Raw genomic sequence first — 26,468 nt, forward strand, 5'->3', positions numbered from 1 at the left:
CGCGCTTCGGTCGGACGACCCCCGCGCATCAGTAGGCCCCCTGCCCGTGGAGCACCGCACGCAGCGTCTTCCACAAAATCACTGTGTCCAGGGCGAGCGACCAGTCCTCCACGTACCGCAGGTCCAGCCGGACCGCCTCCTCCCACGGCAGGTCGCTGCGTCCGCTTATCTGCCACAGGCCGGTGAGGCCGGGCTTGACCAGCAGCCGCCGCCGGATGTCCGGGCCGTACGCAGCGGACTCCTCCGGCAACGGAGGCCGCGGACCGACGAGCGACATCGATCCGGTGAGCACGTTGAAAAGCTGCGGGAGTTCGTCGAGCGAGTACCGGCGCAGCACTGCTCCCACCCGGGTCACCCGCGGATCCCGGCGGAGCTTGAACAGCAGCCCTGCGCCCTCGTTCCGGTCGGCCAGCTCGGCACGTGCCCGGTCAGCCCCGGCGACCATGGTGCGGAACTTGAGGATGGTGAACTCGCGGCCGTCCTTGCCGACCCTGCGCTGGCTGTAGAGCGCCCCGCCCCGGCTGTCCACCAGCACGAGCAGCCCGACGAGCACCATCAGCGGCGCGAACAGCATCAGCAGGATCCCTGCGCCCACCCGATCGACGACCCCTTTGATCGCCCGGCGCCCCCCGGTGAAGGTCGGCATGCTGACCCGCAGCAGCGGGATCCCGAGCACGGCGTCGACGTGCAGCCGCGGGCCGGCCACCTCCATCAGCACGGGGGCCACGACCATCTCGGCGTCGCTGCCCTCGAGGTTCCAGGCCAGCCGCTGCAGCCGGTCCGGTGTCCAGTGCGGGTCCGGTGTGACCGCGACGACACGGTAGCCGTCGTGCTCGACGTGCTTGGCGACGTCCGTCAGCCGGCCGACGACCGGCACTCCGTCCAGTTGGTCACCGTCGAGCCCGCGACCGTCCGTCGTGCACACTCCGTCCACGCGCCATCCGAGGTGCGGAAACTTGCGGGTTCGGGTGATCAGGTCGCGCACCGTGTCCGGGCTCCCGGCAGCGAGCACCGGTCTCAGGCACCGCCCTTCCTGCCGCTGTCTGTGCAGCGAGAGGCGGAGCAGATACCGCGCGGTCATGGTGACGAGCGCGATCGCGGGGATCGCGACAAAGATCCAGAGCTTGATGTTGCGCGAGGTGAGGGCGATCCCGCCGAGCGCGAGTACGACGGTCGCCGTGAACAGAGAGCGTCCGAGCCGGCGGAATTCCTCGGCACCCTGGCCGAGCACGGCCGGAGCCCACGACCGGCTCACCGCAAGCGCTCCCAGCACCAGCAGCTCGGTGCCGAATGCGAGAATTCCCCACTTCTCATGCCAGTTGGCCGCGTCCCGGGCCCCGAAGAATTCGCCGATCGCCGCCACCACAATGGCGGTGACCACGGTGTCGCTGGTGATCACGGTACGGCGGTACCGCTGCTCCCAGTCGCTCCCGGACCGGCTGATCGCCTCATTCGTCAGACGCCCGCGCGCCGACGAAAAAGGGTCGACTACTCCCCCCTGCCGCACAGAACCCCCCCGGTCCCCAGTGGTACGACGTGTTCGCCCAACACTGTCCCTCCCCCCGGGAGGCCCCCGCCCCCCGCACGCTTCCTCCCCTCGGGAGGCCCCCGCCCCCCGTGCCGCGCTGTTCCTCCCCTCGGGAGGCCCCCGCCCCCGGCACGTCACATCCCCGGCTACTTCAGGGCTACTTGAACACCCGCCCTGCGGCAGCAAGCTCGCATGTCCTGCCGGACTCTCGAGGTGCGCGGAAACCCGTCGAAACCTCGGGTGCTCCCCGCACCCAAAGCTCCTCTCGGGCTCCAAGAATTGATCACCCCCACGTCTGGCGCCGGAGACGCCGTTAATGGCTGTCCGTAACGCCGGACCTATAGATCATCATTTGTCGCCTCGTGTCCCAGCATGCGAAGCAAGGTCAATCTAGACCATCGGAACCCTCCTGAAGAGAGTGATGTGTGGAAATTGTGCTCAACATTTGAAGCTGGATCCACGGCCCGGTAACCGCCCACAGGTGCCTTGACGACGAAGACGTGCCGTGTGACCTGCGGTAACGGGAGTTCTCCGGGCGGCAGGCACCGGCAATTCCGGGGCGTTTTGGCACCGCCGACCGGGCCGCACTCAGGGCATGTTCGGCGGATTCTCGTCGGTGAGCACGGGGCGGTGGTTGCGGGTGTGGGCGATCGACGGCACGTGGGAACGGATCTTCACCGCTCTGCTCACGCAGGCAGACGCCGAGGGCGACCTCGACCGGGTCGTCGCCGTCGACTCCACGATCGTGCGCGCTCACCAGCACGCCGCCGGAGCCCGACCAAACGGGCCCCGGCCGGCGAGTCGCATGATCACGCCCTCGGACGCTCCCGCGGCGGACTGACCACGAAGATCCGCCTGGTGGCCGGCGGCCGTTGCCGCCCGCTCGCCTTCCAAACAGGCCGAAGACGCCCCCTACACAGCGAACGAGGACCGGGGGAAGAGGCGGTACGTCGGTACGTCGTCGACCTGCCGGAGCAGCACCGCGACAGGGCCGACCGTGGTCGACACTGCCTGGCCGGGACCGAAGGACCGGGGATGCAGGTCCAGCGGGCAGCCCTTCTCCAGTACCTGCCGGGCGGCCGGGCCACTCAGCTCCAGCGTGGTGCGGTTCGCCGAGACGTCCGCCACCAAGCCCGGGTCACCTCCGAGTGCCTCCCGCAACTCGGCGGCCACAGCGGTCTCGTCGGCCTGGGACAGCACGAGCCACTCGTCGGGGCCGAGCCAGGCGATCGTGTGGGGGCCGGATACGGTGGTGTGGCCGAACTGGCGCGGGAGCGGCGCCCTCAGGGTCTTCTCGATGCGGTCGGCCGCTTCGGATGCGGGGTCGACGCGCAGGTTCACCATGGTGATGAACGGCCACCGCCCGGTACTGGCGTACCGCGTCGCGAAGGCGATGGGCCGGCTCGGGCCGGTGCTCGTCGCCGTCACAGCCGGAGCGATCCGCTTCTGGCACCTCGATCGACCGCAGAACATCATCTTCGATGAGACCTACTGCCAAGGACGCCTGGGCCCTGCTGCGGCTCGGCTACGAGGGCACCTGGCCGGACCGCAAGATCTCCGACCCGCAGATCCTGGCGCACCCTCAGGTGATCCCGCTCTCCGACACCGGGGCCTTTGTCGCGCACCCACCGACGGGTAAGTGGGTGATCGCCCTCGGCGAGTGGATGTTCGGGCCCAACCCGTTCGGCCGGCGCTTCATGATGGCGGTCCTGGGCACGCTGTCGGTGCTGATGCTGTGCCGAATAGGACGCCGCCCACGTGCCGTACCTGTGCCTGGACCAGTCGCGGCGCAGCGCCCCGGCGCCCGCGCGCCAGTCGCGGCGCAGCGCCCACCGGGCGTCCCCGCCGCCGAGGGGGCGCGGCAGTGCCGCGCCCCCCTTGGTCGTTGGTGGTCATTGGCGGCTGTTGCTGGTCGCCCTCGGACGGCCCCAGGACGGCCCCGGCTCTCCACCCCAGCAGATTTACAGGCCGCGCGGTGATCACGCATTGACCTGGCCTTTTACGCTTCCAGGCACGCTACTGCCCCATAAATACCCCATGAGCCGCCTCAACATCAGGGGCATACCAGTGAGCGGCTTGCAGTACGGCTGTGCCTGCGGGCGTTGAGGGGTGTGGTCGGCCTGGCCGGCTGAAGGCTCCGTCCACTCGGGCTCAGGAGCAGAGATTCACGTGCCGGACGGCCAGGACGTGCCCCGCCGCGTCGATGAGGCGGCTGCGGGCGAGGTGTCCGCCGGCCACCGCATTGGTGATCGCCGTGGCGATCGAGGACGTCTGGGAGCTGGCGTTGCTCCCCAGGTCGAACAGGACCATGTCGGCGCCGGAGCGCAGGGCCTGGACGGCGCCGGCGGGGACACTGAAGCCGGCGGCGGAGATCGCCTTGGCGCTGAGTGAGTCGGTGATCACCAGTCCCTTGAAGCCCAGCTTGCCGCGCAGCTCGGAGGTGATGTCGGTGGGTGACAGGCTCGCCGGATTGGTGCCCAGACCCGGCACGATGTTGTTGGAGACCATGATGGCCGGGGCACCGGCCTTGATGGCCGCCGTGAACGGCGGAATGGCCACCTTTTGCAGGGTGGACCAGGGCAGGGTGCGGGCGGGGCCGAAGTCGGAGTTGTAGCTGGAGCCGCCGAGGCCCGGGAAGTGCTTGACGACAGGTATCACGTGGCCGGCGCGCAAACCGTTCATGTACGCGACACCGTCCTGGGAAACCACCGACGTGCTGCCGCTGAAGGACCGCCATCCGTCGGGGTTGGTCCGGCTGGGGGCCTCGTTCCTGCCGTCGACGTCGACCACCGGCGCGAGGTCCATGTTCACCTGGGCGGCCGACATCTTGGTCGCGACCTTGGTGACGTTCTGCTGGATCTGGGCGGGGGTCCAGTGCGTGCCCATGTAGGCGGGCCAGGGCAGGGATCCGACGAGGTTCGCCATGCGCTGGATGCCGCCGCCCTCCTCGTCGGTCATCACCAGCAGGCCCAGGTGGCCCGGTACGTGGGTCTTCAGGGCGGTCAGCCGGGAGCCGAGGTCGGACGGCGCCTTGCTGCCGAACAGCAGCACACCGCCGGCACCGGCGCTCACCTCGGAAGTGACGTCGGACATCGAGGTCTCCGACACCGGGACGGCGATGGTCAGCATGGCCAGCCGGCGGTTCGACCACCCGGCCAACTTCGTGCTGTTGGTGCACGCGGTGGCGGCTGCGGCGCGGTCCGGAGCGAAGGACGCAGGGAAGCGGGCAGGCCGGGCGAGGGGCGCGGTGGGGCCATTGGAGTGCGCGGGCGCCTTGGGGGCGGACGCACCACAGCCCGCCAGAAGCAACGCGGCCACGGCGGCAGCGCTCAGTCTTCTTGCGTTCCTGGCCCGGCCGGGGAGCCGCGGCGGTGCTGTCGCATTTCTGCGGGCACGGTACGACGGGAGTTCCATCGTCTGCCTCCTTCGGGAAGTCGCGACGGTGCCCGTCGCGCTGAGGGCCGAAAGAGCCTGCGGAGAGCTCTACGAAGCATGAGATGTGCTTCAGCCCGCTTTTGTTCGAAGCTCCTCGGTCGGCGTACTACCAGAATCTCGCCTCCTGAGCCGGCCGGAAACTCAGCCGGCGCAATCGGGGCCCCTTCAACGAGTGCCCATCCGGCGAATGTCCAGTTCGGCCGAGCGAGGAGAGGGGATCATGGGCCAAGTCGACCAGACGACTACGACACCCCCCGCAGGCCCGCCCTGATTCGGCTCGCCCCGCCCTGTGACACCGACCGGCAGCTTTGCAGTCCCCCGAACATCGTCTTGGAACATCCCGCCTGACCTGCATGGACGGCCATAGGGCCACGGTTCGTTGCTCTCGCCGTCCACACGTCGTCCACGGCGTGCTCGGAATGAGTCGAGGAGAGTGCTCGCTACCAGCCTGTGACCGATTGGGCATCTCCTGCCCACCGAGGGAGAGACGAGAAGAGGCCGACCGTCAGCCTGCCTCATCCGAGCCGAGGTGCCAACCGAGCCGTTACGACTGGCTGCAGCCGTTGTCGAACTCGAGGGTCCTGAGCACATCACAGAGATCGCGGGGCGCATCGAGAACGCTGGCCACAGCGTGCATGTCCGCGCTCTCTGGGGCGAGGTCCCCCACACCTTCTTCGGCAAGCCTGATGGCGACCCTGCTCCCGATGAGTACCGCAACCACCATCTGGACGTGCTGAACGCGGTGCATGCGTTCACCGAAGCCGCCCATGCCCACCTCAACGACGACGCGACGCCAAGACGGCGCTGACCCCCTATGCCGGCAACCAGCTCAGCCGGCTCCGACCGTGCGCCCTTCGCTCCGGCTCGTTCAAGGCGGCTGAGGGCCGACTGCATGCACGTCAAGCCGTGCAGCGTGCGCCGGCTTCGTCATCCGGCGAGCTGTTGGCAGATCATCTGCTTCATTCCGATCGGCGGCGTCGCGCAACCCTCTCGCAACCTCGCACGATGTTCGCTGAGTCACCGGACCGACGACGGTCCGGTGACCAAGAACCGGCTTGCTTGGGGTGGTTGGCGTGAACGAGGAAGTCCCGCGCGTGGAATTGACCCCCGCCGCCGCCGACCTGCTGCGGCGGCTGCGGGCGGTCCACGGACCGTTGATGTTCCACCAGTCCGGCGGCTGCTGTGACGGCAGCGCGCCCATGTGCTACCCCGAGGGCGAGTTCCGTACCGGCGGCTCCGACGTGCTGCTCGCCGAGTTGACGGTCGAGGGGGTCGAGGAGCCGGTGACGTTCTGGATGTCGAAGAGTCAGTACGAGGTGTGGAGCCACACCCGACTGATCGTCGATGTCGTGCCGGGCCGCGGCAGTGGCTTCTCTCTCGAGGCACCCGAAGGAGTGCGTTTTCTCATCCGTTCGCGCGTTGTCGGTGTCTAGCCACCGACACGGTCACCGCCATCTGGTGCACTCTCCTTGATTCCTGGGAGAGTTGACGAGACATCAGGGGGCACGGTGACGCGTCGCAACGGACGTTTCAGAACGGCACTGACAGCTGTCGCGGCATGGAGTGCGCTGGCCGGTACCGCCCTGGTGGGGGCGGCACCGGCCAGCGGCGCGGAGGAGGCCAAGGGCACTGCCCTCGCCCCCGGCGTCGAATACACGCAGTTGGACATCCCGGCCGCCAAGGGTGTGGCGCACGCACATGTGCTGACGGTCGATCTGCGCAATCCACGGGTGCGGGTCGACCTTCTGCATCCCGGAGCCGTGGCGTCCCGGGCGCCCGTCTCCCAGCTGGCCGACTCCCGAGGTGCCGTCGCGGGTGTCAATGGCGACTTCTTCAACATCACGGAGACCCAGCATCCCGGGGTCGAGGCGACGGGCGCGACGGTGGGCCCGGCGATCGCGAGCGGACACGAGCTCAAGGCGGCGGTGCCGAACGGTCAGCGCTTCGGACCCGCTCTGCCGCCCGGCACGACCACCGAGGACGTTCTCGGCGTGGGCGTCGACCGCAGGGCCCGGCTCGACAGCATGGCCCTCGAAGGCTCCGTACGCAGTGACGAGGGGCGGTGGCCGCTCGACGGTCTCAACCAGTACGCGCTGCCCGAGGGTTCGATCGGCGCGTTCACCTCGGACTGGGGCCCCGTCTCCCGGGTGCGCGCCACCTGCGGCACGGACATCGACCGGGCCGCGCCGTGCAGTACCGACACCTATGAGGTGACGGTCGAACACGGTCGGATCGTGTCGGCGGCCGACACTCCCGGCGGCGGCCCCATCGCTCCCGGCACCACGGTGCTGGTGGGCCGCGAGGCAGGCGCCCAGCAGTTGCGAAAGCTGCCGGTGGGCGAACCGGTCACGGTGCGGCACCGTCTGGTGGCGAAGGCCACCAGGATCCCGTACCGCTTCGCGCTCGGCGGCTACCCGATGCTCGTCCACGGCTCGCCGCTTCCCGGCCTGGACAACACGGCCTCGGCCGTGCGGACTGCCGTGGGCATCTCGCACCACGGGCGACGCCTGCTGCTCCTCGCCCTCGACGGCGCGCCCGAGTTCCGCAACGGACTCACCATCGCCGAAGTGACGTGGGCCATGCGGGAGTTGGGCGCGGACGATGCCTTCAGCCTCGACGGCGGAGGCTCCACCACGATGGTCGCCCGGCAGCCGGGGGCGGCCGCCGTCAGCGTTCTCAACCACCCCAGCGGGGGCGCCGAACGCCCCGTTCCGAACGGCATCGGCGTGTTCTCACGACCGTGACGGCCCGGCATGGCGCATGACGGCCTCGCACGTCACGGTCGCAGGCTGCTCACGATGTTCGCCGTCGCGGTGAGCCCTTCGTGGATGGTCGGCGCCATGCTCGTGCTCGCCAGATAGAAGCCGAGCAGTACGCAGACCAAGGCGTGCGAGATCTTCAATGCGCCGTTGCGCAGGAAGACCACTGCCAGGATCAGGAGCAACAGCACCACAGAGATGGAAATGGCCATCGTCAACCTCCTCCGCCACGCCCACATCGCGGCTTTCGGCCGCAAGTGTCGCGTAGCGGAGGGTCCGTCCGGGCGGCTGACGTGTCCTCCGAACGTGTGATGTCTGCGCCGGCTAGTACGTGCGTTCGTGGGCGTCGAGGAACGCTTCGAGGCCTGCGAGGTCGTCGGTGTTGAGGTAGTCGACGTCGGCGGCGAGCAGTTCGCCCCACAGCGCGTCACGGGTCGGGCCCGCCACATCGGGCGTCGCCCAGAACCGGACCTTCTGGCGGCGCGCGTGGGCCGCCGCGATGATGCCGCGCAGCTTCTCGCGCTCGGCGTCGGGGAACGGGCCGTCGCCCAGCCAGGTGAAGTTGAGCGTCCAGTTGTCGGAGATCAGCGGGACGAAGGAAGCGGGCGCCGCGCTGCCGAGGTCGGCGAGCCGACCGTCGTAGAAGGCGCGACGCACACGCTGCGCCTCCATGGGCGTACGGGCGGCCCGGTCGCCCGAGATCACGGCCGTGATCGGCCCGGGGTACACGCGACCGTGCGCGTACGTCGTGAACAGATGCCGGTAGCGGCGCAGATGGCGGTCGAGTTCGAGGTAGGTCGACGACCCCTCGGTCTTGATGTCGATGAGGAGTTGCAGCGGCGTGCGGTGACCCCGGTACACCGCACCGTGGTTGGCCTTCACGCGGGCGGCAAGGGGTTCGAGGTAGAGGAATTCGAGCGTGCGGGTCGGGTCGAGTTCGACGGGGTCGTGGGCGACGAGGAGTTGGTCGCCGACCAGGTAGATGTCGGCCTCGACGCTGCCGAAGCGGTGGTCGAGGGCGTCGAACAGGGGGCGCGGGTGCTCGTAGTCGTTGTGCGCGTGGGCGCGCCACAGCGGGCGCGGGCCGTGCTTTTGCTCGCTCGCCCGCGCGTACGCGGCGGGCAGCGCGACGGAGCCCGCGAGGGCGGCGCCGAGGGTGGTGAGGGCTCTGCGGCGGTTGGTAAGGGCCATGCTCTGCCTCCCTGGAAGTGCCGTACGGAAGCCGTGGGGGTGCCCCCGGTCGAGCGAAGTCGAGACTGGGGGAGAGTATGCGTTCCGAACGGGCCCAGGGAGCCCTGGCGTGCGGGGAGTTGGCCGGACTGCCGCTGTGCGTTCACTTCGGCGGATCAGTTCACACGGAAAAGCCCGCCCCGGTCGGGGCGGGCTTCTCACGGGTGTGCGTCAGCGGGTGGGCGCCTGGAGGTCGACCAGTGCGGCCAGCGCCTCGCGGTGGGCGCCCGCCGTGCCGTAGGCGATCGAGTCGGCCTTCGCCCGCTTCAGGTACAGGTGCACGGGGTGCTCCCATGTCATGCCGATCCCGGCGTGCAACTGGAGCGCCTCCTCCGCTGCATGGACGGCGACCGGTGCCGCGTACGCCTGGGCGACGGCGACCGCCACATCGGCTTCCTCGCTGCCGGTGGCGAGTGCGTCGGCGGCGTTGCGGGCCGCGGCACGCGTGTTGACGACCTCCAGCCACAGCTGGGCCAGCCGGTGCTTGAGCGCCTGGAAGCCGCCGACGGGTCGGTTGAACTGCTTGCGCTCCTTCAGATAGCGGACCGTCTCGGTCAACGTCCAGTCAGCCAGGCCGAGTTGCTCGGAGGCCAGGAGACCGGCACCCGCGCGCAGGGCACGTCGTACAGCCGCCGGGGCGTCGGAGGTCACTCGCCGCGCAGGCGCCCCGTCGAAGGTGACCGTCGCGACCGGCCGGGTCAGGTCCAGGGACACCTGCGGAGTGACCGTCACCGCGCCGACGTCCACCGCGTACAGTGCGCCGTCCTCCGCCGGAACCAGCAGCACATCGGCTGCCGCCGCATCCGCGATGCCGGTCAACTCCCCGTGCAGGGCGCCGCCTTCATGGCGTACGGCCTTGAACGGGGCACCGGGGGCGGTCGCGAAGGAGACGGCGAGCGCCCCGACCGTGCGGCCGGAGGCAAGCGCCGTCAGCAGCCGGGCGGACTCCTCGCCCTCGCAGGCAAGCAGTGCCTCCGTCGCGACGACGGCGCTCGTCAGATACGGCACGGGCGCGACCGCGCGCCCCAACTCCTCCAGCACCACGGCGACTTCGCGGTGCGTGGCGCCCTGGCCGCCCTGCGCCTCGGGCACCAGCAGACCCGCCAGGCCCATCGCGGCCGAGAGCGACTTCCACAGCGCGGGGTCATGCGGTGTGCCGGATTCGGTGCGGGCGATGACGCCCGGCGCGTCGCAGTGGTCGGTGAGAAGGTCGCGTACGGCGGCGCGCAGCGCCTCTTCCTCCTCGGTGTAGAGCAGATCGGTCATCGAGCCAGGTCCTTCCAGGCGACGTCCTTGTCGGTGCGCGGCTCGGACGGCAGTCCCAGAACGCGTTCGGCGACGATGTTGAGCAGGACCTCGCTGGTCCCGCCCTCGATGCTGTTGCCCTTGGAGCGGAGGTAGCGGTAGCCGGCGTCGCGGCCGGTGAAGTCGACCAGTTCCGGACGGCGCATCGTCCAGTCCTCGTACAGCAGGCCCTCCTCCCCGAGGAGTTCGACCTCCAGGCCGCTGATCTCCTGGTTGAGACGGGCGAACGCGAGCTTCATGCCGGATCCCTCGGGGCCGGGCTGGCCGACGGTGAGCTGCTGGCGCAGGCGTTCGCCGGTGAGCCGGGCGACCTCGGCCTCGACCCACAGCTTGAGCAGGCGCTGGTGCAGGTCGTGGGTACGCAGCTCCGGGCGCTCGCGCCAGGTCTTGGAGACCGGGCCGATCATGCCGCCCTCGCGGGGCAGCCGCATGCCGCCGATGGCGACGCGTTCGTTGTTCAGCGTGGTCTGCGCGACCCGCCAGCCGTCGCCGACCTCGCCGAGGCGGCGGGAGTCGGGGATGCGGACGTCCGTGAGGAAGACCTCGTTGAACTCGGCCTCGCCGGTGATCTGCCGCAGCGGACGGACCTCGACGCCAGGGTCGGTCATGTCGCAGATGAAGTACGTGATGCCGGCGTGCTTGGGCACGTCCGGGTCGGTGCGGGCGATGAGGATGGCCCAGCGGGCGACGTGGGCGCTGGAGGTCCACACCTTCTGCCCGTTGACCACCCAGCCGTCGCCTTCGCGGACCGCGCGGGTGCCGAGCGCGGCCAGGTCGGACCCGGCGCCCGGCTCGCTGAACAGCTGGCACCAGACCTCCTCGCCCGTCCACAGGGGCCTGAGGTACTGCTGCTTCTGCTCCTCGGTGCCGTAGCGCAGGATCGTCGGCGCCGCCATGCCGAGGCCGATGCCAATGCGCCGCGGGTCGTTGTCGGGGGCGCCTGCGGCCTCCAGTTCGGTGTCCACGACGGCCTGGAGGGAGCGCGGGGCACCGAGGCCGCCGAGTCCCTCCGGGTAGTGCACCCAGGCGAGGCCCGCGTCGAAACGGGCCTTCAGGAAGTCCGCGCGGCCGGTGGTCGCCGGCGGGTGAGCCGCCAGCAACTCGGCCGTACGGCGCTTGAGTTCGGCTTCGTCGGTCATGCGGCGGCTCCATTCTCCAGCGACGGTACGACCGCGACCCGGCCGGTGGTGACGCCGTCGGCGACCCGCTGCACGGCGGCCGCGGCCCCGTCCAGCGGCACGCGCTCGCTCACCAGCGGCTTGATCGCGCCCCGGGCGGCCAGCTCGGTGAGCTGCTCATGGCAGTGCTGGACCAGCTTCGGGTTCTTGGTGTTGTACAGGCCCCAGTGCAGGCCGAGGATCGAGTAGTTCTTCACCAGGGCGTGGTTGAGTCCCGGGCTGGGGATGGTGCCGCTGGCGAAGCCCACGACCACGATCCGGCCCTCGAAGGCGACGACCTTGGCGGACTGCGTGTAGGCCTCGCCGCCGACCGGGTCGTAGATCACGTCGGCACCGCGGCCGCCGGTGGCCTCCTTCACCGCGGCGACGACGTCGTCGCTGCGCCGGTCGATCACCACGTCGCAGCCCAGCTCGCGGGCGACCGCGGCCTTCTCGGCGCCGCCCACGACGCCGATGACCGTGGCGCCTGCCGCCTTGCCCAGCTGCACGGCCGCGCTGCCGACCCCTCCGGCGGCAGCGTGGACGAGCAGCGTCTCGCCGGCTTCCAGCGCGGCGCGCCGGTGCAGACCGAACCACCCCGTCTGGTAGCCGATGTGCAGCGCGGCCGCCTCGGCGTCGTCGAGGGCGTCGGGCGCGGGAAGCAGCGCGGCGGCGTCCGCGACGGCGTACTCGGCGAATCCGCCGTACGGCAGTGCGGGATTGGCGAGCACACGGCGCCCGTCCTCGGTCTCGCCGCAGATCTCCACGCCGGGCGTGAACGGCAGCGGGGGCCTGACCTGGTAGTGCCCCCGGCACATCAGCGCGTCCGGGAAGTTGACGTTCGCCGCGCGTACCTTGACCAGGACCTGGCCCTCGCCGGGCTGCGGACGCTCCACTTCCTGGAGCTGCATCACCTCACTCGGCTCGCCGAGCTCGTGCACTTGCCATGCCTGCATGCGGGGCCTCCACGGGACTGCTCTGTCTGACCGGGCTCGGCAGCATACTAAGCGGTCGCTTGCCCATCAGGGAACAGTCGCGTCCGTCACGCGACGACCCGGCCCGCTACGACCGGGCGGGGCGGGCCCGCACATGCATCCGCTCACCCTGCGGCCCGAACAGGCTCAGGAACTCCACGGGCCCCTCCCCCGTCGACCCGAACCAGTGCGGTACGCGGGTGTCGAACTCGGCAGCCTCCCCGGGACCGAGCACCACATCGTGGTCCCCGAGCACGAGCCGCAGCCTCCCCGAGAGCACGTACAGCCACTCGTACCCCTCGTGCGTGCGCGGTTCCGGTGCCATCGACCTCTGTGGTTCCAGCACCTTGAACGCCTGGAGTCCGCCGGGCTGCCGGGTGAGCGGCCAGTGCGTACGGCCGTACCGCACGATCGGTTTGGACCGCACCCGCGGATCACCCACCTCAGGCGCCCCCACCAGCTCGTCGAGGGGCACCTGGTGGGCACGGGCGATCGGCAGCAGCAGCTCCAGGCTGGGCTTGCGCAGCCCGGACTCCAGGCGCGACAGCGTGCTCACGGAGATGCCGGTCGCCTCGGACAACCCCGCGAGCGTGGCGCCGCGCTCCTTGCGGATCCGCCGCAGCCGCGGGCCGACCTCGGCCAGCACCTCATCCATCTGATCGGTCTCCGCGTCGTCACTCATGCCCATATTGCAGAATCGGCAAAGCCATTTGTCAATCCGGCCAGGGGCGGGCGACCTTTTCCGTGGAGGTGGTCACCTTGACCGAGACATACGAAGCGGTAGTCATCGGCGGCGGCGCGGCGGGGCTGTCGGCCGCGCTCGTCCTGGGGCGCGCCCGGCGCCGCACGCTCGTCGTCGACGCGGGCGAACCGCGCAACGCGCCCGCCGCGCACATGCAGGGCTATCTGACCCGGGACGGCATGCCGCCGGCCGAGTTCCTCGCCGAGGGGCGGCGGGAGATCGAGGGGTACGGGGTCGAGCTCGTCCGGGACCGGGCGGTGGACGTGGTCCGGGACGGCGCCGGGGAGTTCGACGTCACCTTGGCGACCGGCCCCACGGTGCACGCGCGCCGGCTGATCATCACCACCGGCCTGGCCGATGAACTGCCGCCGGTGCCGGGGGTCGCCGAGCGCTTCGGGCGGGACGTGCTGCACTGCCCGTACTGCCACGGCTGGGAGGTCCGCGACGAGGCCTTCGGCGTGCTGGGCACCACGCCGATGAGCGTGCACCAGGCGCTGATGGTCAGCCAGTGGTCGAAGGACGTGACGCTGTTCCTGCACATCGTCGGCAAGGACGAGCTGTCGGACGAGGATCTGAGCAGGCTCGCCGCGGCCGGGGTCGCCGTGGTGCCCGGCGAGGTCGCGGGACTGGTGATCGACGACGACCGGCTGACCGGGGTGCGCCTCGCGGACGGCACGGCACACGACCGCTCGGTGCTGTTCGTCGCGCCCCGCGCCGTCCCGCGCAGCGGTCTGTTCGAACGGCTGGGCGCCGAGCTGCGGGAGACGCCGTTCGGCACATATCCGGTGGTCGACGAGACGGGGCTGACGACGGTGCCCGGCGTCTGGGCGGCGGGAAACGCGATCGGCTTCGCGGAGCAGGTCGTGAACGCGGCGGCCGGCGGATACCGGGCGGCGGCCACGCTCAACGGGGAGCTGCTCTTCGCGGACCTCGACGCGGCCGTCGCACGAGGGCGCGGCTAGTGCCGCGTCAGCCAGGGTTTGCCCGTTGAGGAGCGGCGTCCGGTGCGTGCTCTGGGGGGTCCCCCCGGCCGAAGGCTGGGGGAGTGCCGGCCGGAAGTCCTCGTACTGGAGGTACTTGGGCTTTCGGCCGGTGCGGCGAATGGGGCACCTCCCACGCCCTTGAGGCAGTGGGCGAGCGTGCCGCGCGTCGCGACGGGGCGAACCTCGGCCGACGCGGCACTAGTGCGCTGCGCCAGAAGTTCGTCGGTGGATTCGCGCCTTGCCCGGCCGGGTTGGTTGTCCGCCCATCCAGCCCCGGCCTGCGAGTATTCGGCCAAGTCGGCGGCAGTGGGGCACCAAGAACTAACGACGAATTGATGGCGCAGGACACTAGCCATCTCCGTACCCGTACGGGCGGGGACCCGAGCCGTGCCCCTACGGACCTGGATCCGGTCCGCGACCGCACGACCGTTGACCCGGTCCGCAGCCGTGTCCCTACGGATCTGGATCCGGTCCGGGACCGCACGACCCGTTGACCCGATCCGCGACCAAACGACCGTTGGCCCGGTCCATGCCCCACGACCGGGGACCCGATTCATGCCCGGACGGATGAGGCCTCGCTGCGTACCCGCACGCATGAGGTCCCGTTCCGTACCCGTACGGGTGTGGACCCGGCCTCCGCGTTGCACCATGGCTGCATGCTGCTGAGCCGGCTCGCTCATGTGTCCCAGGAGGTCGCCGCCACCTCGGCGCGGTCCCGGAAGATCGCGCTGCTCGCCGAGCTGTTCCGGGGCGCGGAGTCGGACGACGTGCCGATCGTCATCCCGTATCTGGCGGGCCGCCTGCCGCAGGGGCGGCTCGGCATCGGCTGGAAGATCCTCAGCCGGCCGGTCCCTCCGGCGTCGGACCCCTCGCTCACGGTGCGGGAAGTGGACGCCCGGCTGACCGAGCTCGGCGCGGTCACCGGCACCGGGTCCCAGGCCGAGCGGGCGCGCCTGGTGGGCGGGTTGATGGCGGCGGCCACCGAGGCCGAGCAGCGCTTCCTGTTCGGACTCATCAGCGGCGAGGTACGGCAAGGCGCGCTGGACGCGGTCGCCGTCGAGGGGCTCGCCGAGGCGACCGGTGCGCCCGCCGCGGAGGTACGACGGGCGGTGATGCTCGCCGGTTCGCTGCAGACGGTGGCAGAGGCACTGCTGTCCCAGGGCCCGGAGGCCCTCGACGGCTTCCGGCTCACCGTGGGCCGGCCGGTGCTGCCGATGCTGGCGCACACGGCGGGGTCCGTCTCCGACGCGGTCGAGAAACTGGGCGCGTGCGCCGTCGAGGAGAAGCTGGACGGCATCCGCGTGCAACTCCACCGCGACGGCGACGACGTACGGATCTACACCCGCACGCTCGACGACATCACCGACCGGCTGCCCGAACTCACTTCCGCAGCATTGGAGTTGAAGGGCGAGCGGTTCATCCTGGACGGCGAGGTGATCGCGCTGGACGAGGACGGCCGGCCGCGCTCCTTCCAGGAGACGGCCGGGCGCGTGGGCTCGCGCGTGGACGTGGCGACGGCCGCGAAGGCCGTACCCGTCTCCCCCGTCTTCTTCGACGCGCTGTCCGTCGACGGCCAGGATCTGCTCGATCTGCCGTTCACCGAGCGGCACACGGAGCTGGCGCGGCTGGTCCCCGAGCCGATGCGGGTGCGACGCACGCTCCTGGACGGCCCCGCGGATCTCCCCGCGGCGGAGCGGTTCCTCGGCGACACCCTGGAACGCGGCCATGAAGGCGTCGTGGTGAAGGCCCTCGACGCGCCCTACAGCGCGGGCCGGCGCGGTGCCTCCTGGCTGAAGGTCAAGCCCGTGCACACCCTCGACCTGGTGGTCCTGGCGGCCGAATGGGGCCACGGGAGGCGCACGGGCAAGCTGTCCAATCTGCACCTCGGCGCGCGCGACGCGGACGGGTCCTTCGCGATGCTCGGCAAGACGTTCAAGGGCATGACCGACGCGATGCTCAGCTGGCAGACCGAGCGCCTCCAGGAGCTGGCCGTCGAGGACAACGGCCACGTGGTGACCGTACGACCGGAACTCGTCGTCGAGATCGCGTACGACGGTCTCCAGAAGTCCACCCGCTACCCGGCCGGCGTCACCCTCCGCTTCGCCCGTGTCGTGCGCTATCGCGAGGACAAGACCCTGGCCGAGGCCGATACCGTCGGGACACTGCTGGCCGCACACCCGGAGGTCACCCTGTGAGTGGGAAGCGGAGCGCGGGACTGTTGTTGTTCCGACACACCGACCGCGGTCTGGAGGTATTGCTCGGCCATATGGGCGGGCCGTTCTTCGCGCGGCGCGACGCCGGGGCCTGGACCGTGCCCAAGGGCGAGTACGAGCCGGACGAACCCGCCTGGGACGCGGCGCGCCGCGAGTTCCGGGAGGAACTGGGGCTGCCGCCGCCCGAGGGCGAGGCCGTCCCGCTGGGCGAGGTCACACAGACCAATGGCAAGGTCGTCACGGCCTGGGCGGTCGAGTCCGACCTCGACCCGGCGACCGTGGTCCTTGGCACCTTCGAGATGGAGTGGCCGCCGAAGTCGGGACGGCGGCAGGAGTTCCCCGAGCTGGACCGGGTGGAGTGGTTCGACCTGGACCGGGCCCGTTCGGTGATCGTGAAGGCGCAGGCGGAGTTTGTCGACCGGCTCGCGGATCACTCGGGCTGAGAGACCGGGTCGCGCGTCCGGGTCACCCACCCGAGCGTCCCGCCCCGGAGGAAGTGCCCTCCGCGTTGCGCCGCACCGCGCCGCGCGGGAGGGTCGAAGTACAGCCCGCATTCAGGAGGTCGGCCATGCCCATCGCAACGGTGAACCCGGCGAACGGCGAGACACTCAAGACGTACGACGCCCTGGGCGCCGAGGAGATCGAGCGCAGGCTCGCGGCCGCCGAAGCCGCGTTCCTCACCCATCGCACCACGTCCTTCGCCGAGCGGGCTCGGCTGCTGCACCGGGCCGCCGACCTGCTCGACCAGGACCAGCAGGACATCGGCCGGGTGATGACCACGGAGATGGGCAAGCCGGTCAAGCAGGCGCGTGCCGAGGCCGCCAAGTGCGCGAAGGCGATGCGCTGGTACGCCGACCATGCCCAGGGGCTGCTCGCCGACGAGGAACCGGCCGACTCCGACGTCAAGGACTCCGGCGCTTCCCGCGTCCTCGTGCGCTACCGGCCACTGGGCCCGGTCCTGGCCGTCATGCCGTGGAACTTCCCGCTCTGGCAGGTGATCAGGTTCGCCGCGCCCGCGCTGATGGCGGGCAACGTGGGCCTGCTCAAGCACGCCTCGAACGTGCCGCAGACCGCCCTCTACCTGGAGGACCTGTTCCGCCGGGCGGGCTTCCCCGAGGGCTGCTTCCAGACGCTGCTGATCGGCTCCGGCGCCGTCGAAGGCGTCCTGCGCGACCCACGCGTCAGGGCGGCCACCCTCACCGGGAGTGAACCGGCGGGCCGGGCGGTCGCCTCGGTCGCCGGGGACGAGGTCAAGAAGACGGTCCTGGAGCTGGGCGGCAGCGACCCTTATGTCGTCATGCCGTCCGCCGACCTCGACCGGGCCGCGAAGGTCGCCGTGACGGCGCGTGTGCAGAACAACGGGCAGTCGTGCATCGCCGCCAAGCGGTTCATCGTGCACACCGATGTGTTCGACGCCTTCGCCGAGCGGTTCGCGGCGGGCATGCGGGCCCTGAAGGTGGGCGACCCGCTGGACGAGGACACGGACGTCGGTCCGCTCTCCACCGAGCAGGGTCGCAACGACCTGGAGGAGCTGGTCGACGACGCGGTGGAGAACGGCGCGACCGTCCTGTGCGGCGGCGAGCGCCCCGAGGGCTTCCGGGACGGCGGCTGGTTCTACGCCCCGACCGTCCTCGCCGACATCACCCCCGAGATGCGCATCCACCAGGAGGAGGCCTTCGGGCCCGTCGCCACGCTCTACCGCGCGGCCGACCTGGACGCGGCGGTGGCCCTCGCCAACGACACCCCGTTCGGGCTCAGTTCGAACGTCTGGACGCGCGACGGGTCCGAGGTGGACCGGTTCGTCCGCGATCTGGAGGCGGGCAGCGTGTACCTCAACGGGATGACGGCGTCCCACCCGGCCTTCCCCTTCGGCGGGGTGAAGCGTTCCGGCTACGGACGTGAGCTGTCCGAGCACGGAATCCGCGAGTTCTGCAACATCACCACCGTATGGCACGGAGCGTGAGCGTTCCGCAGTTACGATCCCCTGTGTGAACCGCGAAGTGACCCTGCCTCTGATCGTCGACGACCGCGGCACGTTGCAGGTGGCGGCCGCCGACGTCAGCAAGCTGCTGCGCACGGTGGGCGGCCGGTGGCTGCATCTGGTGGAGGCCGGCCAGGACGGGCTCGACGAGGACACCGTGGCGGCGCTCACGATCGAACTCGCCAAGCTCGCGGACCGCATCGACGTGGCCTGCATCGCGCACAGCAGTGGGACGACAGCCGACTGACCGCGCGTCAGGCCACCCGCTGGTCCCACTCCCACAGGGCGTGCCAGAACTTCGCCTCGTAGGCCTGGAGCAGCCGCCCGTAGTGCTGCACCGCGTCTTCCGAGACCTGTCCGGTGTCGAGTCCCGCCCGCACCGCTGCCAACGCCTTCTGCTCCAGGCCGGCAGCCGGCTCGGCGAAGAAGTCGAAGAAGCCGCAGGCCTCGTCGGCGAAGCCGTAATGGCGGCGCAGGGCCTGGGCGATCGTCGCGCAATAGCCACCCCACGCAGCGAAGTTGGCGCTCAGCGCGAGTACGACGTCGGCCGGTGAACCGTTCAGGGCGAGCCAGGCGACGAACGCGGGATAGGTCTGGCAGTCCGCGAGCGGCTGGTACGCGGCCTCCTGCGCCTCGTCGACCCCGACCGCGGCGACGTACGCACCGAGCCGATCCTGAGCCAGGGCTTCACCCTCAGCGAGCATCGTAAAGAAGGCGGCGCTCTCCGGCGCGGCGGCCGACGTCTCGGTGCCGGCCGCCGACCGTTCGGCCAGATGCAGGAACGCCCGGCGGTCCGCGGCGACCACATGGCGCTGTTCGAGGGCGAGCGCCGCGAGGGTCGAGCGCCGCGCCGCACCCCGGGCGATCAGGGGCAGAAGCCGGTTGGCGTGCGGGTCCGGGGCGAGCTTCCCGGTCGTGCTCTCCAGCAGTTCCCTGGCCGTCCGCGTCATCGCCACTCCTTCGGTTCGACGGTCCCGGGGCCCTTTCCACCAGGGTCCCACTCCATTCCAAAGATCCCTGGAATGGAGTAATCCGACGAGATATCCGCGCGCAGCCGGGTGATCGTGGGTGGACCACCGGGGGACGAAGAGTTCCCCGGAAGGCGGAAAGAAGGCGTGCTCCATGGCGACTTTGTGCAGACCCTCGGTCTCGGTTCCGGAACATGTCATCACGATGGAAGAGACGCTGGAGCTGTGCCGCTCCCGTCACGCCGACCACCCACAACTGCCGCTGGCGCTGCGCCTGATCGAGAACACGGGCGTCGTCACCCGGCACATCGTGCAGCCCATCGAGGAGACGTTGAAGCACCCGGGCTTCGAGGACCGGAACAAGGTCTACGAGAGCGAGGCCAAGGCCCGCGTCCCCGCGGTGGTGCAGCGGGCGCTGGACGACGCCGAGCTGCTCACCACTGACATCGACGTGATCATCTACGTGTCGTGCACGGGGTTCATGATGCCCTCGCTCACGGCTTGGCTGATCAACTCGATGGACTTCGGCAGCGACACCCGGCAGATACCCATAGCCCAGCTGGGCTGTGCGGCCGGTGGTGCCGCGATCAACCGGGCGCATGATTTTTGCACGGCGTACCCCGACGCCAACGCGCTCATCGTGGCCTGCGAGTTCTGCTCGCTCTGCTACCAGCCGACCGACCTCGGCGTCGGCTCGCTGCTCTCCAACGGACTCTTCGGCGATGGCATAGCCGCCGCGGTCGTCCGCGGCAAGGGTGGCACCGGCATCAAGCTGGAGCGCAACGGCTCGTACCTGATCCCCAAGACCGAAGAGTGGATCATGTACGACGTACGGGCCACGGGCTTCCACTTCCTGCTGGACAAGCGGGTGCCCGGGACGATGGAACCCCTCGCCCCCGCGCTCCAGGCCCTCGCGCGCCGGCACGGCTGGGACGCCTCCGACCTGGACTTCTACATCATCCACGCGGGTGGCCCCAGGATCCTCGACGACCTCAGCAAGTTCCTCGAGGTACCGCCGGAGGCCTTCCGGTTCAGCCGGGCCACCCTCACCGAGTACGGGAACATCGCCAGCGCCGTCGTCCTGGACGCACTGCGCCGGCTGTTCGAGGAGGGCGGCGCCGAGAACGACGCGCGCGGTCTGCTCGCGGGCTTCGGCCCCGGCATCACCGCGGAGATGGCACTGGGCAGCTGGCACAACTCGAGCGACGAGACGGCGTGACGGGCATGAGCGAAGACACCCTCACCGAAGCACAGCCACCCGTCCGCCCCTGGCCGGCCGTCGACCTGACCGGCGTGGACTTCGACCCGGTCCTCGCCACGCTGATACGGGAGGGCCCGGTCACCCGGATCCAACTGCCCAACGGCGAGGGCTGGGCGTGGCTGGTGACGCGGTACGACGACGTGCGCATGGTGGCCAACGACGCCCGGTTCAGCCGTGAGGCGGTCATGAACCAGCCGGTGACCCGGCTCGCCCCGCACTTCATCCCGGCCCGGGGCGCGGTGGGCTTCCTGGATCCGCCCGACCACACGCGGCTGCGCCGCTCGGTGGCCGCCGCCTTCACGGCGCGCGGCGTGGAGCGGGTGCGGGAGAAGTCCCGGCGGATGCTCGACGAGCTGGTCGACGAGCTGCTCCAGGACGGGCCGCCCGCCGACCTCACCGCGACGGTCCTGAGCCCCTTCCCCATCGCCGTCATCTGCGAGCTGATGGGCGTCCCGGCCATCGACCGGCAGGGCATGCACACCTGGACTCAGCTGATCCTGTCCTCGTCGCACGGCGCCGAGGTCAGCGAGAAGGCCAAGGAGGAGATGAGCGCGTACTTCGCGAGGCTCATCGGCGATCGGCGCGACAGCATCGGCGAGGACATCGCCTCGCTGCTGGGCGCCGCCGTGGGCAGGGACGGGATCACGCTCGACGAGGCCGTGGGGCTCGCCGTGCTCCTCCAGATCGGCGGCGAGGCGGTCACCAACAACAGCGGCCAGCTGTTCTACATCCTGTTGACCCGCCCGGACCTGGCCGAACAGCTGCGGGCCGAGCCGGAGATCCGCCCCCGGGCCATCGACGAGCTGCTCCGCTACATCCCGCACCGTAATGCGGTCGGGCTGTCGCGGATCGCGTTGGAGGACGTCGAGATCAGAGGTGTCCGGATCCGAGCGGGCGACGCGATCTACGTGTCGTACCTGGCCGCGAACCGTGACCCCGACGTCTTCCCGGACCCGGAGACCATCGACTTCGCGCGCAACCCCAACCCGCATGCGGCGTTCGGCTTCGGCCCGCACTACTGCCCGGGCGGGATGCTGGCCAGGCTGGAGTCCGAGCTCATGGTCGACGTGCTGCTCGACCGGATCCCGGGACTGCGGCTCGCCGTGCCGGCGGATCAGGTCCCCTTCAGGAAGGGTGCGTTGATCCGTGGCCCCGAGGCCCTGCCCGTGACGTGGTGAGCGGCCGATGACAACGAGCGAAGGGTTGCTCGTGCCGCCGGGTCACGGGCGCGTGGTGCAGACGCCCGCGCAGCACGTGACGTTCAAGGTGACCGGCTCGCACTCGCGCACGGCGTCCACCTTCGAGGTGCGCGTGCCGCCCGGCTTCGACGTCGGCGCGCATGTGCACACGCGCAGTGAGGAGTTGTTCTATGTGCTCGAAGGCGAGCTGGACGTGCTCGCCTTCGAGCCGCGGATACGGACCCCCGACAACTGGCAGAAGTGGGAGTCCAGCTCGGGCAGCCGGGTGGTCCGGGCGACCCCAGGCACGGTCATCGTCGTGCCCCCGGGCTGCCCGCATGCCTTCTCCAACCCCACCGAGACCCCGGCGAAGATGTTCTTCCAGGCGTCACCACCGCCGGACCACGAGCGGTACTTCGACGAGCTGTTGGAGATCCTCGGGTCGGGGGGCCCGCCCGACCAGGCGGCGATCGAGGAGCTGCGGGCAAGGTACGACATCGAGCAGCTCACACCCTTGAAGCTCCGGTGACCAGGAGCACCCCAACAGGCTCGCCGGGAACTGCGCGGCCGGCCACATCCGGCCCGCGGCCCGAGTGGGACCTCCAAGCGGCCTCGGGGAAGTGAGGCACGCCCCCGAGGCCGCTCAGCGGATCGGCATCCCGGACAGCGTGCGGGCAATCACGAGCCGCTGGACCTCACTCGTACCCTCGAAGATCGTGTAGATGGCCGCGTCCCGGTGCATCCGCTCGACCGGATACTCCCGGGTGTAGCCATTGCCGCCCAGGATCTGGATCGCCTGCGCGGTCACCTTCTTCGCGGTCTCGCTGGCGAACAACTTCGACATGGACCCCTCGGCCGCGGTGAACGGCCTGCCGTTGATCGCCATCCAGGAGGCGCGCCACACCAGCAACCGCGCCGCGTCGATCGACGTCCGCATGTCGGCGAGCTGGAAGGCAACCCCCTGGTTGTCGATGATCGGCCGCCCGAACTGCTCACGCGTCTTCGCGTAGTCGAGGGCCACCTCGTACGCGGCCCGAGCGGTACCCACCGCCATGGCACCCACCGCCGGGCGGCTCGCCTCGAACGTCGCCATCGCGGCGTTCTTCACGCTCCCCCACTCTCGGCTTCGCTCGAGCGGGGGGACCCCCATGCCGCCCGCCTTGGCGCGCTCGCGGGCGCGGGCCAGGCGGTCGTCGAGCTTCTCCTTGCCGCCGAGGAGGCAGGAGCCGGGGATGCGGACGTTCTCCAGGACGACCTCGGCGGTGTGCGAGGCGCGGATGCCGTGCTTCTTGAACTTCTGCCCCTGGGAGAGGCCCGGTGTGTTCGGCGGGACGATGAAGGAGGCGTGCCCCTTGGAGCCCAGCTCGGGGTCGACGACCGCGACGACGACGTGGACGTTGGCGATGCCGCCGTTGGTCGCCCAGGTCTTGGTGCCGTTGAGGACCCACTCGTCCTTGGCCTCGTCGTAGACGGCGCGCGTCCGCATCGAGGCGACGTCCGAGCCGGCGTCGGGCTCGGAGGAGCAGAAGGCCGCGACCTTGACATCGTTGGTGTCGCCGTACATCTGGGGAATCCAGGTGCCGATCTGCTCCTCGGTGCCGTTGGCGAGGACGCCCACGGCGGCGAGGCCGGTGCCGACGATGGAGAGGGCGATGCCCGCGTCGCCCCAGAACAGCTCCTCCATGGCCATCGGTATGCCGAGGCCGGTGGGGTCGAAGTACTGCTGGGCGTAGAAGTCGAGGGAGTAGATGCCGACCTTCGCGGCCTCCTGAATGACCGGCCAGGGAGTTTCTTCGCGCTCGTCCCATTCGGCGGCCGCGGGGCGGATCACATCGGCGGCGAAGCCGTGCAGCCAGTCCCGGACCTCCTTCTGTTCGTCGTTGAGCTCCATGGTGAACTCGGCCATGTCTCCTCCAGCGCTGCACTAAGGTGTTACTTGCGGTAACTGGAGTGTGTTACTGACCAGTAGGAAAAGTCAACTCCCGAGCCGCGCTCGGTAGCCCGTTCGATACCCATACGCCGACGAGTGTTAGTTTGCGCAGGCGTCACCGAATCACCACGGGTGGGGAGAGCACATGGACACCACACAGCGGACCGATCAGCAGAGGTCCGCCGACCGCCGCCGACGCGAGCTGCTGGAAGCCGCCGACCGGGTGGTGCTCCGCGACGGCCCCGGGGCATCGATGAACGCCATCGCCGCCGAGGCAGGCATCACCAAGCCGATCCTGTACCGCCACTTCGGCGACAAGGGCGGACTCTACGCCGCGCTCGCCAAGCGGCACACCGACGCCCTCCTCGGAGCGCTACGGGCGGCACTGGACGCGCCGGCCGAGCGCCGGGAGCGGGTCGAGTCGACACTCGACACCTATTTGACGGCCATCGAGGCACGCCCACAGGTCTACCGTTTCCTCATGCATCCGGCGGAGGGCGGCCAGCCGGGCGACCAGGGTTTCGACGTGGGCAAGCACTCCGCGCCGTTGCTGCGCCGCATGGGCGAGGAGCTCGCCGAGGTCATCGAGGAGCGCGTCGACCTCGGCCCCGGCAGCCAGCAGCTCGCCCGGGTGTGGGGCCACGGGATCGTCGGCATGATGCATGCCGCCGGGGACTGGTGGCTCGGGGAACGGCCGTGTTCCCGGGCCGAGTTGGTGCGGAGTCTGGCCGACCTGCTCTGGGGCCGCCTTGCTGCGGCGGGAGACAAGATCGGCGGTCCTGGGTTCTGAGCCCGGCACAGGGCGCCGGGCTGTGACATTGTGCGGCTCCGCCGCGTGGGCGCGACGAGCCACGGCCGGCCCCCGGCCGGCCGACAGAACTCAGCGGCTCCAGGACGCCCGCGCCGCCCGGCGCATGACCCGCCGACGCCGCCACCCGGTGAGCCGGTCCACGTACACCCCGCCGTCAAGGTGATCGCACTCGTGCTGCAGGCACCGCGCGAACCAGCCGGTGCCGTGCACGCTCACCGGCCGGCCGGTCACGGTAAACCCCTCGACGACCGCGTGGTCGTACCGCTCGGTCCCCGCCTCCAGTCCCGGAAGCGACAAGCAACCCTCCGGGCCCCGGAGCACCACACCGTCCGCCTCGACAAGGCGTGGGTTCACCACATGTCCCATGTGGCGGACATCCTCGTCGTCGGGGCAGTCGTACACGAACACCCGCAGCGACTCACCGACCTGGTTGGCCGCGAGGCCAACGCCCTGTGCGGCGTACATCGTCGCGAACATGTCCTCGACGAGTTGCGCGAGTTGGGGGCCGAACTCGGTGACGTCTTCACACGGTGTGTGCAGGATGGGGTCGCCGAGCAGCGTAAGGGGCCGGACGCGCCCGTGGGTGCCCGGGATGGAGCCGTGTCGCATGGCGGCAAGGGTACGGTCCTTGATGGCGCGCGCATGTCGCGCGGGCGCCGTGGTGGTGCCGCGATTCGGGCGCGTGAGTGGATCTCGATAGGCTGAGGCCCACACGGTGCCGGGGGCAGAGGCGCGGCGCGTACGCAAGGAGGATCGAGAAACGATGTCAGGCAACTCGGACCCGCTGACGCCGCGGGCCAAGCTGGCCGTGACGGCGGGCAAGGCGGCAGCGGCCGTCTCGCGTGCCGCCGGACGCGGCAGCGGATCGGTGATCGGCGGCCGGGTGGCACTCAAGCTCGACCCCGACCTGCTGGCCCGGCTGGCCACACACCTGGACGTGATCCTGGTCTCGGCCACCAACGGCAAGACCACCACCACCCGGCTGATCGCGGAGGCGCTGCGTGCCGCGGGCCCGGTCGTGTCGAACGCCCTGGGTGCGAACATGCCGGCCGGTATCACCTCGGCGCTCGCGGGCGGTTCGGACGCCAAGTACGCGGTCATAGAGGTCGACGAGAAGTACCTCTCCGGAGTCGCGCGCGACACCGACCCCAAGTGCATCGCGCTGCTCAACCTCTCCCGCGACCAGCTCGACCGAGCCGCCGAGACCCGGATGATGGCCGAGCACTGGCGCGAGGGCCTGGCCGGTTCCAAGGCCGTCGTGGTGGCCAACGCCGACGACCCGCTGGTCGTGTGGGCCGCGTCCTCCTCACCGAACGTCATGTGGGTGGCGGCCGGTCAGATGTGGAAGGACGACGCCTGGTCCTGCCCGTCCTGCGGCGGTGTGATGCAGCGCCCCGGCGACGACTGGTTCTGCGGCGAGTGCGGCTTCCGCCGGCCGACGCCGACCTGGGCGCTGTCCGGCGACCACGTCCTCGACCCGCACGGCTCGGCCTGGCCGATCCACCTGCAGCTGCCGGGCCGCGCCAACAAGGCGAACGCCGCCTCGTCGGCCGCCGTCGCCGCGGTCTTCGGAGTCCCCCCGCAGGTCGCCCTGGAGCGCATGCACCAGGTGCAGGCCGTGGCCGGGCGCTACGACGTGGTGCAGTTCATGCAGCGCGACCTGCGGCTGCTGCTCGCCAAGAACCCCGCGGGCTGGCTGGAGACGTTCTCCCTGATCGACCCGCCGCCGACCCCGGTCATCCTGTCCGTGAACGCGCGCGGCGCCGACGGCACGGACACCTCCTGGCTGTGGGACGTCGACTACACGCGTCTGACCGGGCACCCGATCTTCGTTCTCGGCGACCGGAAGCTGGATCTGGCCGTGCGCCTGGAAGTCGCCAACCAGCACTTCCAGGTCTGCGAGAACCTCGACCAGGCCGTGCAGATGGCACCGCCGGGACGCATCGAGGTCATCGCGAACTACACCGCTTTCCAGGATCTGCGGCGTCGTGTCGGCAACTGAGCCACGGAGGA

25 protein-coding genes and 2 pseudogenes are annotated in these 26,468 nt (G+C 70.4%); 15 read left to right on the plus strand and 12 right to left on the minus strand.

Going from position 1 to position 26,468, the window contains the following annotated elements; genetic code table 11:
* Positions 1-28: 28 nt before the first annotated feature.
* Positions 29-1,507, minus strand: coding sequence for a sugar transferase (locus OG390_RS07660; RefSeq protein WP_406166104.1), 1,479 nt, complete (start codon positions 1,505-1,507; stop codon positions 29-31).
* A 658-nt stretch (positions 1,508-2,165) separates the two neighbouring features.
* Between OG390_RS07660 and OG390_RS07665 the strand changes: the two are divergent.
* A pseudogene (locus tag OG390_RS07665) lies at positions 2,166-2,416 on the plus strand (IS5/IS1182 family transposase); the annotation flags it as partial.
* A gap of 24 nt (positions 2,417-2,440) precedes the next feature.
* On the opposite strand, the gene OG390_RS07670 reads toward OG390_RS07665, so the two are convergent.
* Positions 2,441-2,956, minus strand: coding sequence for a sarcosine oxidase subunit gamma (locus tag OG390_RS07670; protein WP_406166106.1), 516 nt, complete (start codon positions 2,954-2,956; stop codon positions 2,441-2,443).
* On the opposite strand from OG390_RS07670, the pseudogene OG390_RS07675 reads away from it, so the two are divergent.
* Positions 2,877-3,282: pseudogene (locus OG390_RS07675) on the plus strand (phospholipid carrier-dependent glycosyltransferase); the annotation flags it as partial. The gene OG390_RS07670 and the pseudogene OG390_RS07675 sit on opposite strands and share 80 nt — an antisense overlap.
* A 397-nt stretch (positions 3,283-3,679) precedes the next feature.
* On the opposite strand, the gene OG390_RS07680 reads toward OG390_RS07675, so the two are convergent.
* Positions 3,680-4,846, minus strand: a complete 1,167-nt coding sequence (locus OG390_RS07680; protein ID WP_406166108.1) for a glycoside hydrolase family 3 N-terminal domain-containing protein — start codon at positions 4,844-4,846, stop codon at positions 3,680-3,682.
* Between the two features lie 646 nt (positions 4,847-5,492).
* Here OG390_RS07680 and OG390_RS07685 point away from each other — a divergent pair.
* The 3 genes from OG390_RS07685 to OG390_RS07695 all read left to right on the plus strand — a co-directional run bounded on the left by OG390_RS07685 (position 5,493) and on the right by OG390_RS07695 (position 7,707).
* Positions 5,493-5,771, plus strand: coding sequence for a hypothetical protein (locus tag OG390_RS07685; protein WP_406166110.1), 279 nt, complete (start codon positions 5,493-5,495; stop codon positions 5,769-5,771).
* Between the two features lie 265 nt (positions 5,772-6,036).
* Positions 6,037-6,396, plus strand: a complete 360-nt coding sequence (locus tag OG390_RS07690) for a DUF779 domain-containing protein (protein ID WP_406166111.1) — start codon at positions 6,037-6,039, stop codon at positions 6,394-6,396.
* Between the two features lie 75 nt (positions 6,397-6,471).
* Complete coding sequence (locus OG390_RS07695) at positions 6,472-7,707, plus strand: phosphodiester glycosidase family protein (RefSeq protein WP_406166113.1); 1,236 nt, start codon at positions 6,472-6,474, stop codon at positions 7,705-7,707.
* A gap of 32 nt (positions 7,708-7,739) precedes the next feature.
* On the opposite strand, the gene OG390_RS07700 is transcribed toward OG390_RS07695, so the two are convergent.
* The 6 genes from OG390_RS07700 to OG390_RS07725 form a co-directional block, all read right to left on the minus strand.
* Positions 7,740-7,934 carry a hypothetical protein gene (locus OG390_RS07700; RefSeq protein ID WP_369244896.1) on the minus strand — a complete coding sequence of 65 codons (195 nt, stop codon included), beginning with the start codon at positions 7,932-7,934 and terminating at the stop codon, positions 7,740-7,742.
* Between the two features lie 112 nt (positions 7,935-8,046).
* Positions 8,047-8,913, minus strand: a complete 867-nt coding sequence (locus OG390_RS07705) for a phosphatidylinositol-specific phospholipase C/glycerophosphodiester phosphodiesterase family protein (RefSeq protein ID WP_406166115.1) — start codon at positions 8,911-8,913, stop codon at positions 8,047-8,049.
* A gap of 210 nt (positions 8,914-9,123) precedes the next feature.
* Positions 9,124-10,218: an acyl-CoA dehydrogenase family protein gene (locus OG390_RS07710; RefSeq protein WP_406166117.1), complete on the minus strand. Its 1,095-nt coding sequence runs from the start codon at positions 10,216-10,218 to the stop codon at positions 9,124-9,126.
* Positions 10,215-11,396 (minus strand): acyl-CoA dehydrogenase family protein, encoded by a 1,182-nt coding sequence (locus tag OG390_RS07715; protein ID WP_406166119.1) that lies wholly within the window; start codon positions 11,394-11,396, stop codon positions 10,215-10,217. The genes OG390_RS07710 and OG390_RS07715 overlap by 4 nt, the downstream gene beginning before the upstream one ends.
* Positions 11,393-12,370, minus strand: coding sequence for an NADPH:quinone oxidoreductase family protein (locus OG390_RS07720; RefSeq protein ID WP_406166121.1), 978 nt, complete (start codon positions 12,368-12,370; stop codon positions 11,393-11,395). The genes OG390_RS07715 and OG390_RS07720 overlap by 4 nt, the downstream gene beginning before the upstream one ends.
* Positions 12,371-12,476: 106 nt before the next feature.
* Positions 12,477-13,070: a helix-turn-helix domain-containing protein gene (locus OG390_RS07725; RefSeq protein WP_406166123.1), complete on the minus strand. Its 594-nt coding sequence runs from the start codon at positions 13,068-13,070 to the stop codon at positions 12,477-12,479.
* A gap of 62 nt (positions 13,071-13,132) precedes the next feature.
* Here OG390_RS07725 and OG390_RS07730 point away from each other — a divergent pair, with 62 nt between their 5' ends.
* The 5 genes from OG390_RS07730 to OG390_RS07750 all read left to right on the plus strand — a co-directional run bounded on the left by OG390_RS07730 (position 13,133) and on the right by OG390_RS07750 (position 18,554).
* The gene (locus OG390_RS07730; RefSeq protein WP_406166125.1) at positions 13,133-14,092 is read left to right on the plus strand and encodes an NAD(P)/FAD-dependent oxidoreductase; all 960 of its coding nucleotides are present in this window, start codon (positions 13,133-13,135) and stop codon (positions 14,090-14,092) included.
* Positions 14,093-14,769: 677 nt separating this feature from the next.
* Positions 14,770-16,308: an ATP-dependent DNA ligase gene (locus OG390_RS07735; protein ID WP_406166127.1), complete on the plus strand. Its 1,539-nt coding sequence runs from the start codon at positions 14,770-14,772 to the stop codon at positions 16,306-16,308.
* A complete protein-coding gene (locus OG390_RS07740; RefSeq protein ID WP_406166128.1) occupies positions 16,305-16,769 on the plus strand; it encodes an NUDIX domain-containing protein in 465 nt (154 codons plus the stop codon). Before OG390_RS07735 ends, OG390_RS07740 begins: the two co-directional genes overlap by 4 nt.
* A gap of 125 nt (positions 16,770-16,894) precedes the next feature.
* Positions 16,895-18,289, plus strand: coding sequence for an NADP-dependent succinic semialdehyde dehydrogenase (locus OG390_RS07745; protein WP_406166130.1), 1,395 nt, complete (start codon positions 16,895-16,897; stop codon positions 18,287-18,289).
* Between the two features lie 25 nt (positions 18,290-18,314).
* Positions 18,315-18,554, plus strand: a complete 240-nt coding sequence (locus tag OG390_RS07750; RefSeq protein ID WP_362014975.1) for a DUF6213 family protein — start codon at positions 18,315-18,317, stop codon at positions 18,552-18,554.
* A 7-nt stretch (positions 18,555-18,561) separates the two neighbouring features.
* Here OG390_RS07750 and OG390_RS07755 read toward each other — a convergent pair whose 3' ends face one another.
* Positions 18,562-19,257: a transcriptional regulator gene (locus tag OG390_RS07755; protein WP_406166133.1), complete on the minus strand. Its 696-nt coding sequence runs from the start codon at positions 19,255-19,257 to the stop codon at positions 18,562-18,564.
* 172 nt (positions 19,258-19,429) lie between these two features.
* Between OG390_RS07755 and OG390_RS07760 the strand changes: the two genes are divergently transcribed.
* From OG390_RS07760 to OG390_RS07770, 3 genes are read left to right on the plus strand one after another with little or no spacing between them, the layout of a single operon-like run.
* Positions 19,430-20,494: a type III polyketide synthase gene (locus OG390_RS07760; protein ID WP_406166135.1), complete on the plus strand. Its 1,065-nt coding sequence runs from the start codon at positions 19,430-19,432 to the stop codon at positions 20,492-20,494.
* Positions 20,495-20,499: 5 nt separating this feature from the next.
* On the plus strand, positions 20,500-21,714 hold the full coding sequence (locus OG390_RS07765; protein WP_406166137.1) for a cytochrome P450: 1,215 nt from the start codon (positions 20,500-20,502) through the stop codon (positions 21,712-21,714).
* Between the two features lie 7 nt (positions 21,715-21,721).
* Positions 21,722-22,243, plus strand: coding sequence for a cupin domain-containing protein (locus OG390_RS07770; protein WP_399085364.1), 522 nt, complete (start codon positions 21,722-21,724; stop codon positions 22,241-22,243).
* A 114-nt stretch (positions 22,244-22,357) separates the two neighbouring features.
* Here the strand turns inward: OG390_RS07770 and OG390_RS07775 are convergent, their stop codons facing one another.
* Positions 22,358-23,620, minus strand: coding sequence for an acyl-CoA dehydrogenase family protein (locus OG390_RS07775; RefSeq protein WP_406166139.1), 1,263 nt, complete (start codon positions 23,618-23,620; stop codon positions 22,358-22,360).
* Between the two features lie 169 nt (positions 23,621-23,789).
* Between OG390_RS07775 and OG390_RS07780 the strand changes: the two genes are divergently transcribed.
* Entirely contained in the window at positions 23,790-24,434 is a 645-nt protein-coding gene (locus tag OG390_RS07780) for a TetR family transcriptional regulator (RefSeq protein WP_406166141.1), read from the plus strand.
* Between the two features lie 90 nt (positions 24,435-24,524).
* On the opposite strand, the gene def is transcribed toward OG390_RS07780, so the two are convergent.
* A complete protein-coding gene (def, locus tag OG390_RS07785; RefSeq protein ID WP_406166143.1) occupies positions 24,525-25,064 on the minus strand; it encodes a peptide deformylase in 540 nt (179 codons plus the stop codon).
* A 154-nt stretch (positions 25,065-25,218) separates the two neighbouring features.
* On the opposite strand from def, the gene OG390_RS07790 reads away from it, so the two are divergent.
* The gene (locus OG390_RS07790; RefSeq protein WP_406166145.1) at positions 25,219-26,457 is read left to right on the plus strand and encodes a MurT ligase domain-containing protein; all 1,239 of its coding nucleotides are present in this window, start codon (positions 25,219-25,221) and stop codon (positions 26,455-26,457) included.
* The last annotated feature ends 11 nt before the right edge of the window (positions 26,458-26,468 follow it).

The sequence above is a fragment of the Streptomyces sp. NBC_00996 genome, assembly GCF_045162675.1.
Taxonomy (GTDB): domain Bacteria; phylum Actinomycetota; class Actinomycetes; order Streptomycetales; family Streptomycetaceae; genus Streptomyces.

What these genes read in the sequence shown, in the direction of transcription:
- OG390_RS07700 (WP_369244896.1), bottom strand. Translation starts at nt 7,934, where the DNA reads ATGGCCATTTCCATCTCTGTGGTGCTGTTGCTCCTGATCCTGGCAGTG.
- OG390_RS07705 (WP_406166115.1), bottom strand. Translation starts at nt 8,913, where the DNA reads ATGGCCCTTACCAACCGCCGCAGAGCCCTCACCACCCTCGGCGCCGCC.
- OG390_RS07710 (WP_406166117.1), bottom strand. Translation starts at nt 10,218, where the DNA reads ATGACCGATCTGCTCTACACCGAGGAGGAAGAGGCGCTGCGCGCCGCC.
- OG390_RS07715 (WP_406166119.1), bottom strand. Translation starts at nt 11,396, where the DNA reads ATGACCGACGAAGCCGAACTCAAGCGCCGTACGGCCGAGTTGCTGGCG.
- OG390_RS07720 (WP_406166121.1), bottom strand. Translation starts at nt 12,370, where the DNA reads ATGCAGGCATGGCAAGTGCACGAGCTCGGCGAGCCGAGTGAGGTGATG.
- OG390_RS07725 (WP_406166123.1), bottom strand. Translation starts at nt 13,070, where the DNA reads ATGAGTGACGACGCGGAGACCGATCAGATGGATGAGGTGCTGGCCGAG.
- OG390_RS07735 (WP_406166127.1), top strand. Translation starts at nt 14,770, where the DNA reads ATGCTGCTGAGCCGGCTCGCTCATGTGTCCCAGGAGGTCGCCGCCACC.
- OG390_RS07745 (WP_406166130.1), top strand. Translation starts at nt 16,895, where the DNA reads ATGCCCATCGCAACGGTGAACCCGGCGAACGGCGAGACACTCAAGACG.
- OG390_RS07755 (WP_406166133.1), bottom strand. Translation starts at nt 19,257, where the DNA reads ATGACGCGGACGGCCAGGGAACTGCTGGAGAGCACGACCGGGAAGCTC.
- OG390_RS07760 (WP_406166135.1), top strand. Translation starts at nt 19,430, where the DNA reads ATGGCGACTTTGTGCAGACCCTCGGTCTCGGTTCCGGAACATGTCATC.
- OG390_RS07765 (WP_406166137.1), top strand. Translation starts at nt 20,500, where the DNA reads ATGAGCGAAGACACCCTCACCGAAGCACAGCCACCCGTCCGCCCCTGG.
- OG390_RS07770 (WP_399085364.1), top strand. Translation starts at nt 21,722, where the DNA reads ATGACAACGAGCGAAGGGTTGCTCGTGCCGCCGGGTCACGGGCGCGTG.
- OG390_RS07775 (WP_406166139.1), bottom strand. Translation starts at nt 23,620, where the DNA reads ATGGCCGAGTTCACCATGGAGCTCAACGACGAACAGAAGGAGGTCCGG.
- OG390_RS07780 (WP_406166141.1), top strand. Translation starts at nt 23,790, where the DNA reads ATGGACACCACACAGCGGACCGATCAGCAGAGGTCCGCCGACCGCCGC.
- def (WP_406166143.1), bottom strand. Translation starts at nt 25,064, where the DNA reads ATGCGACACGGCTCCATCCCGGGCACCCACGGGCGCGTCCGGCCCCTT.
- OG390_RS07790 (WP_406166145.1), top strand. Translation starts at nt 25,219, where the DNA reads ATGTCAGGCAACTCGGACCCGCTGACGCCGCGGGCCAAGCTGGCCGTG.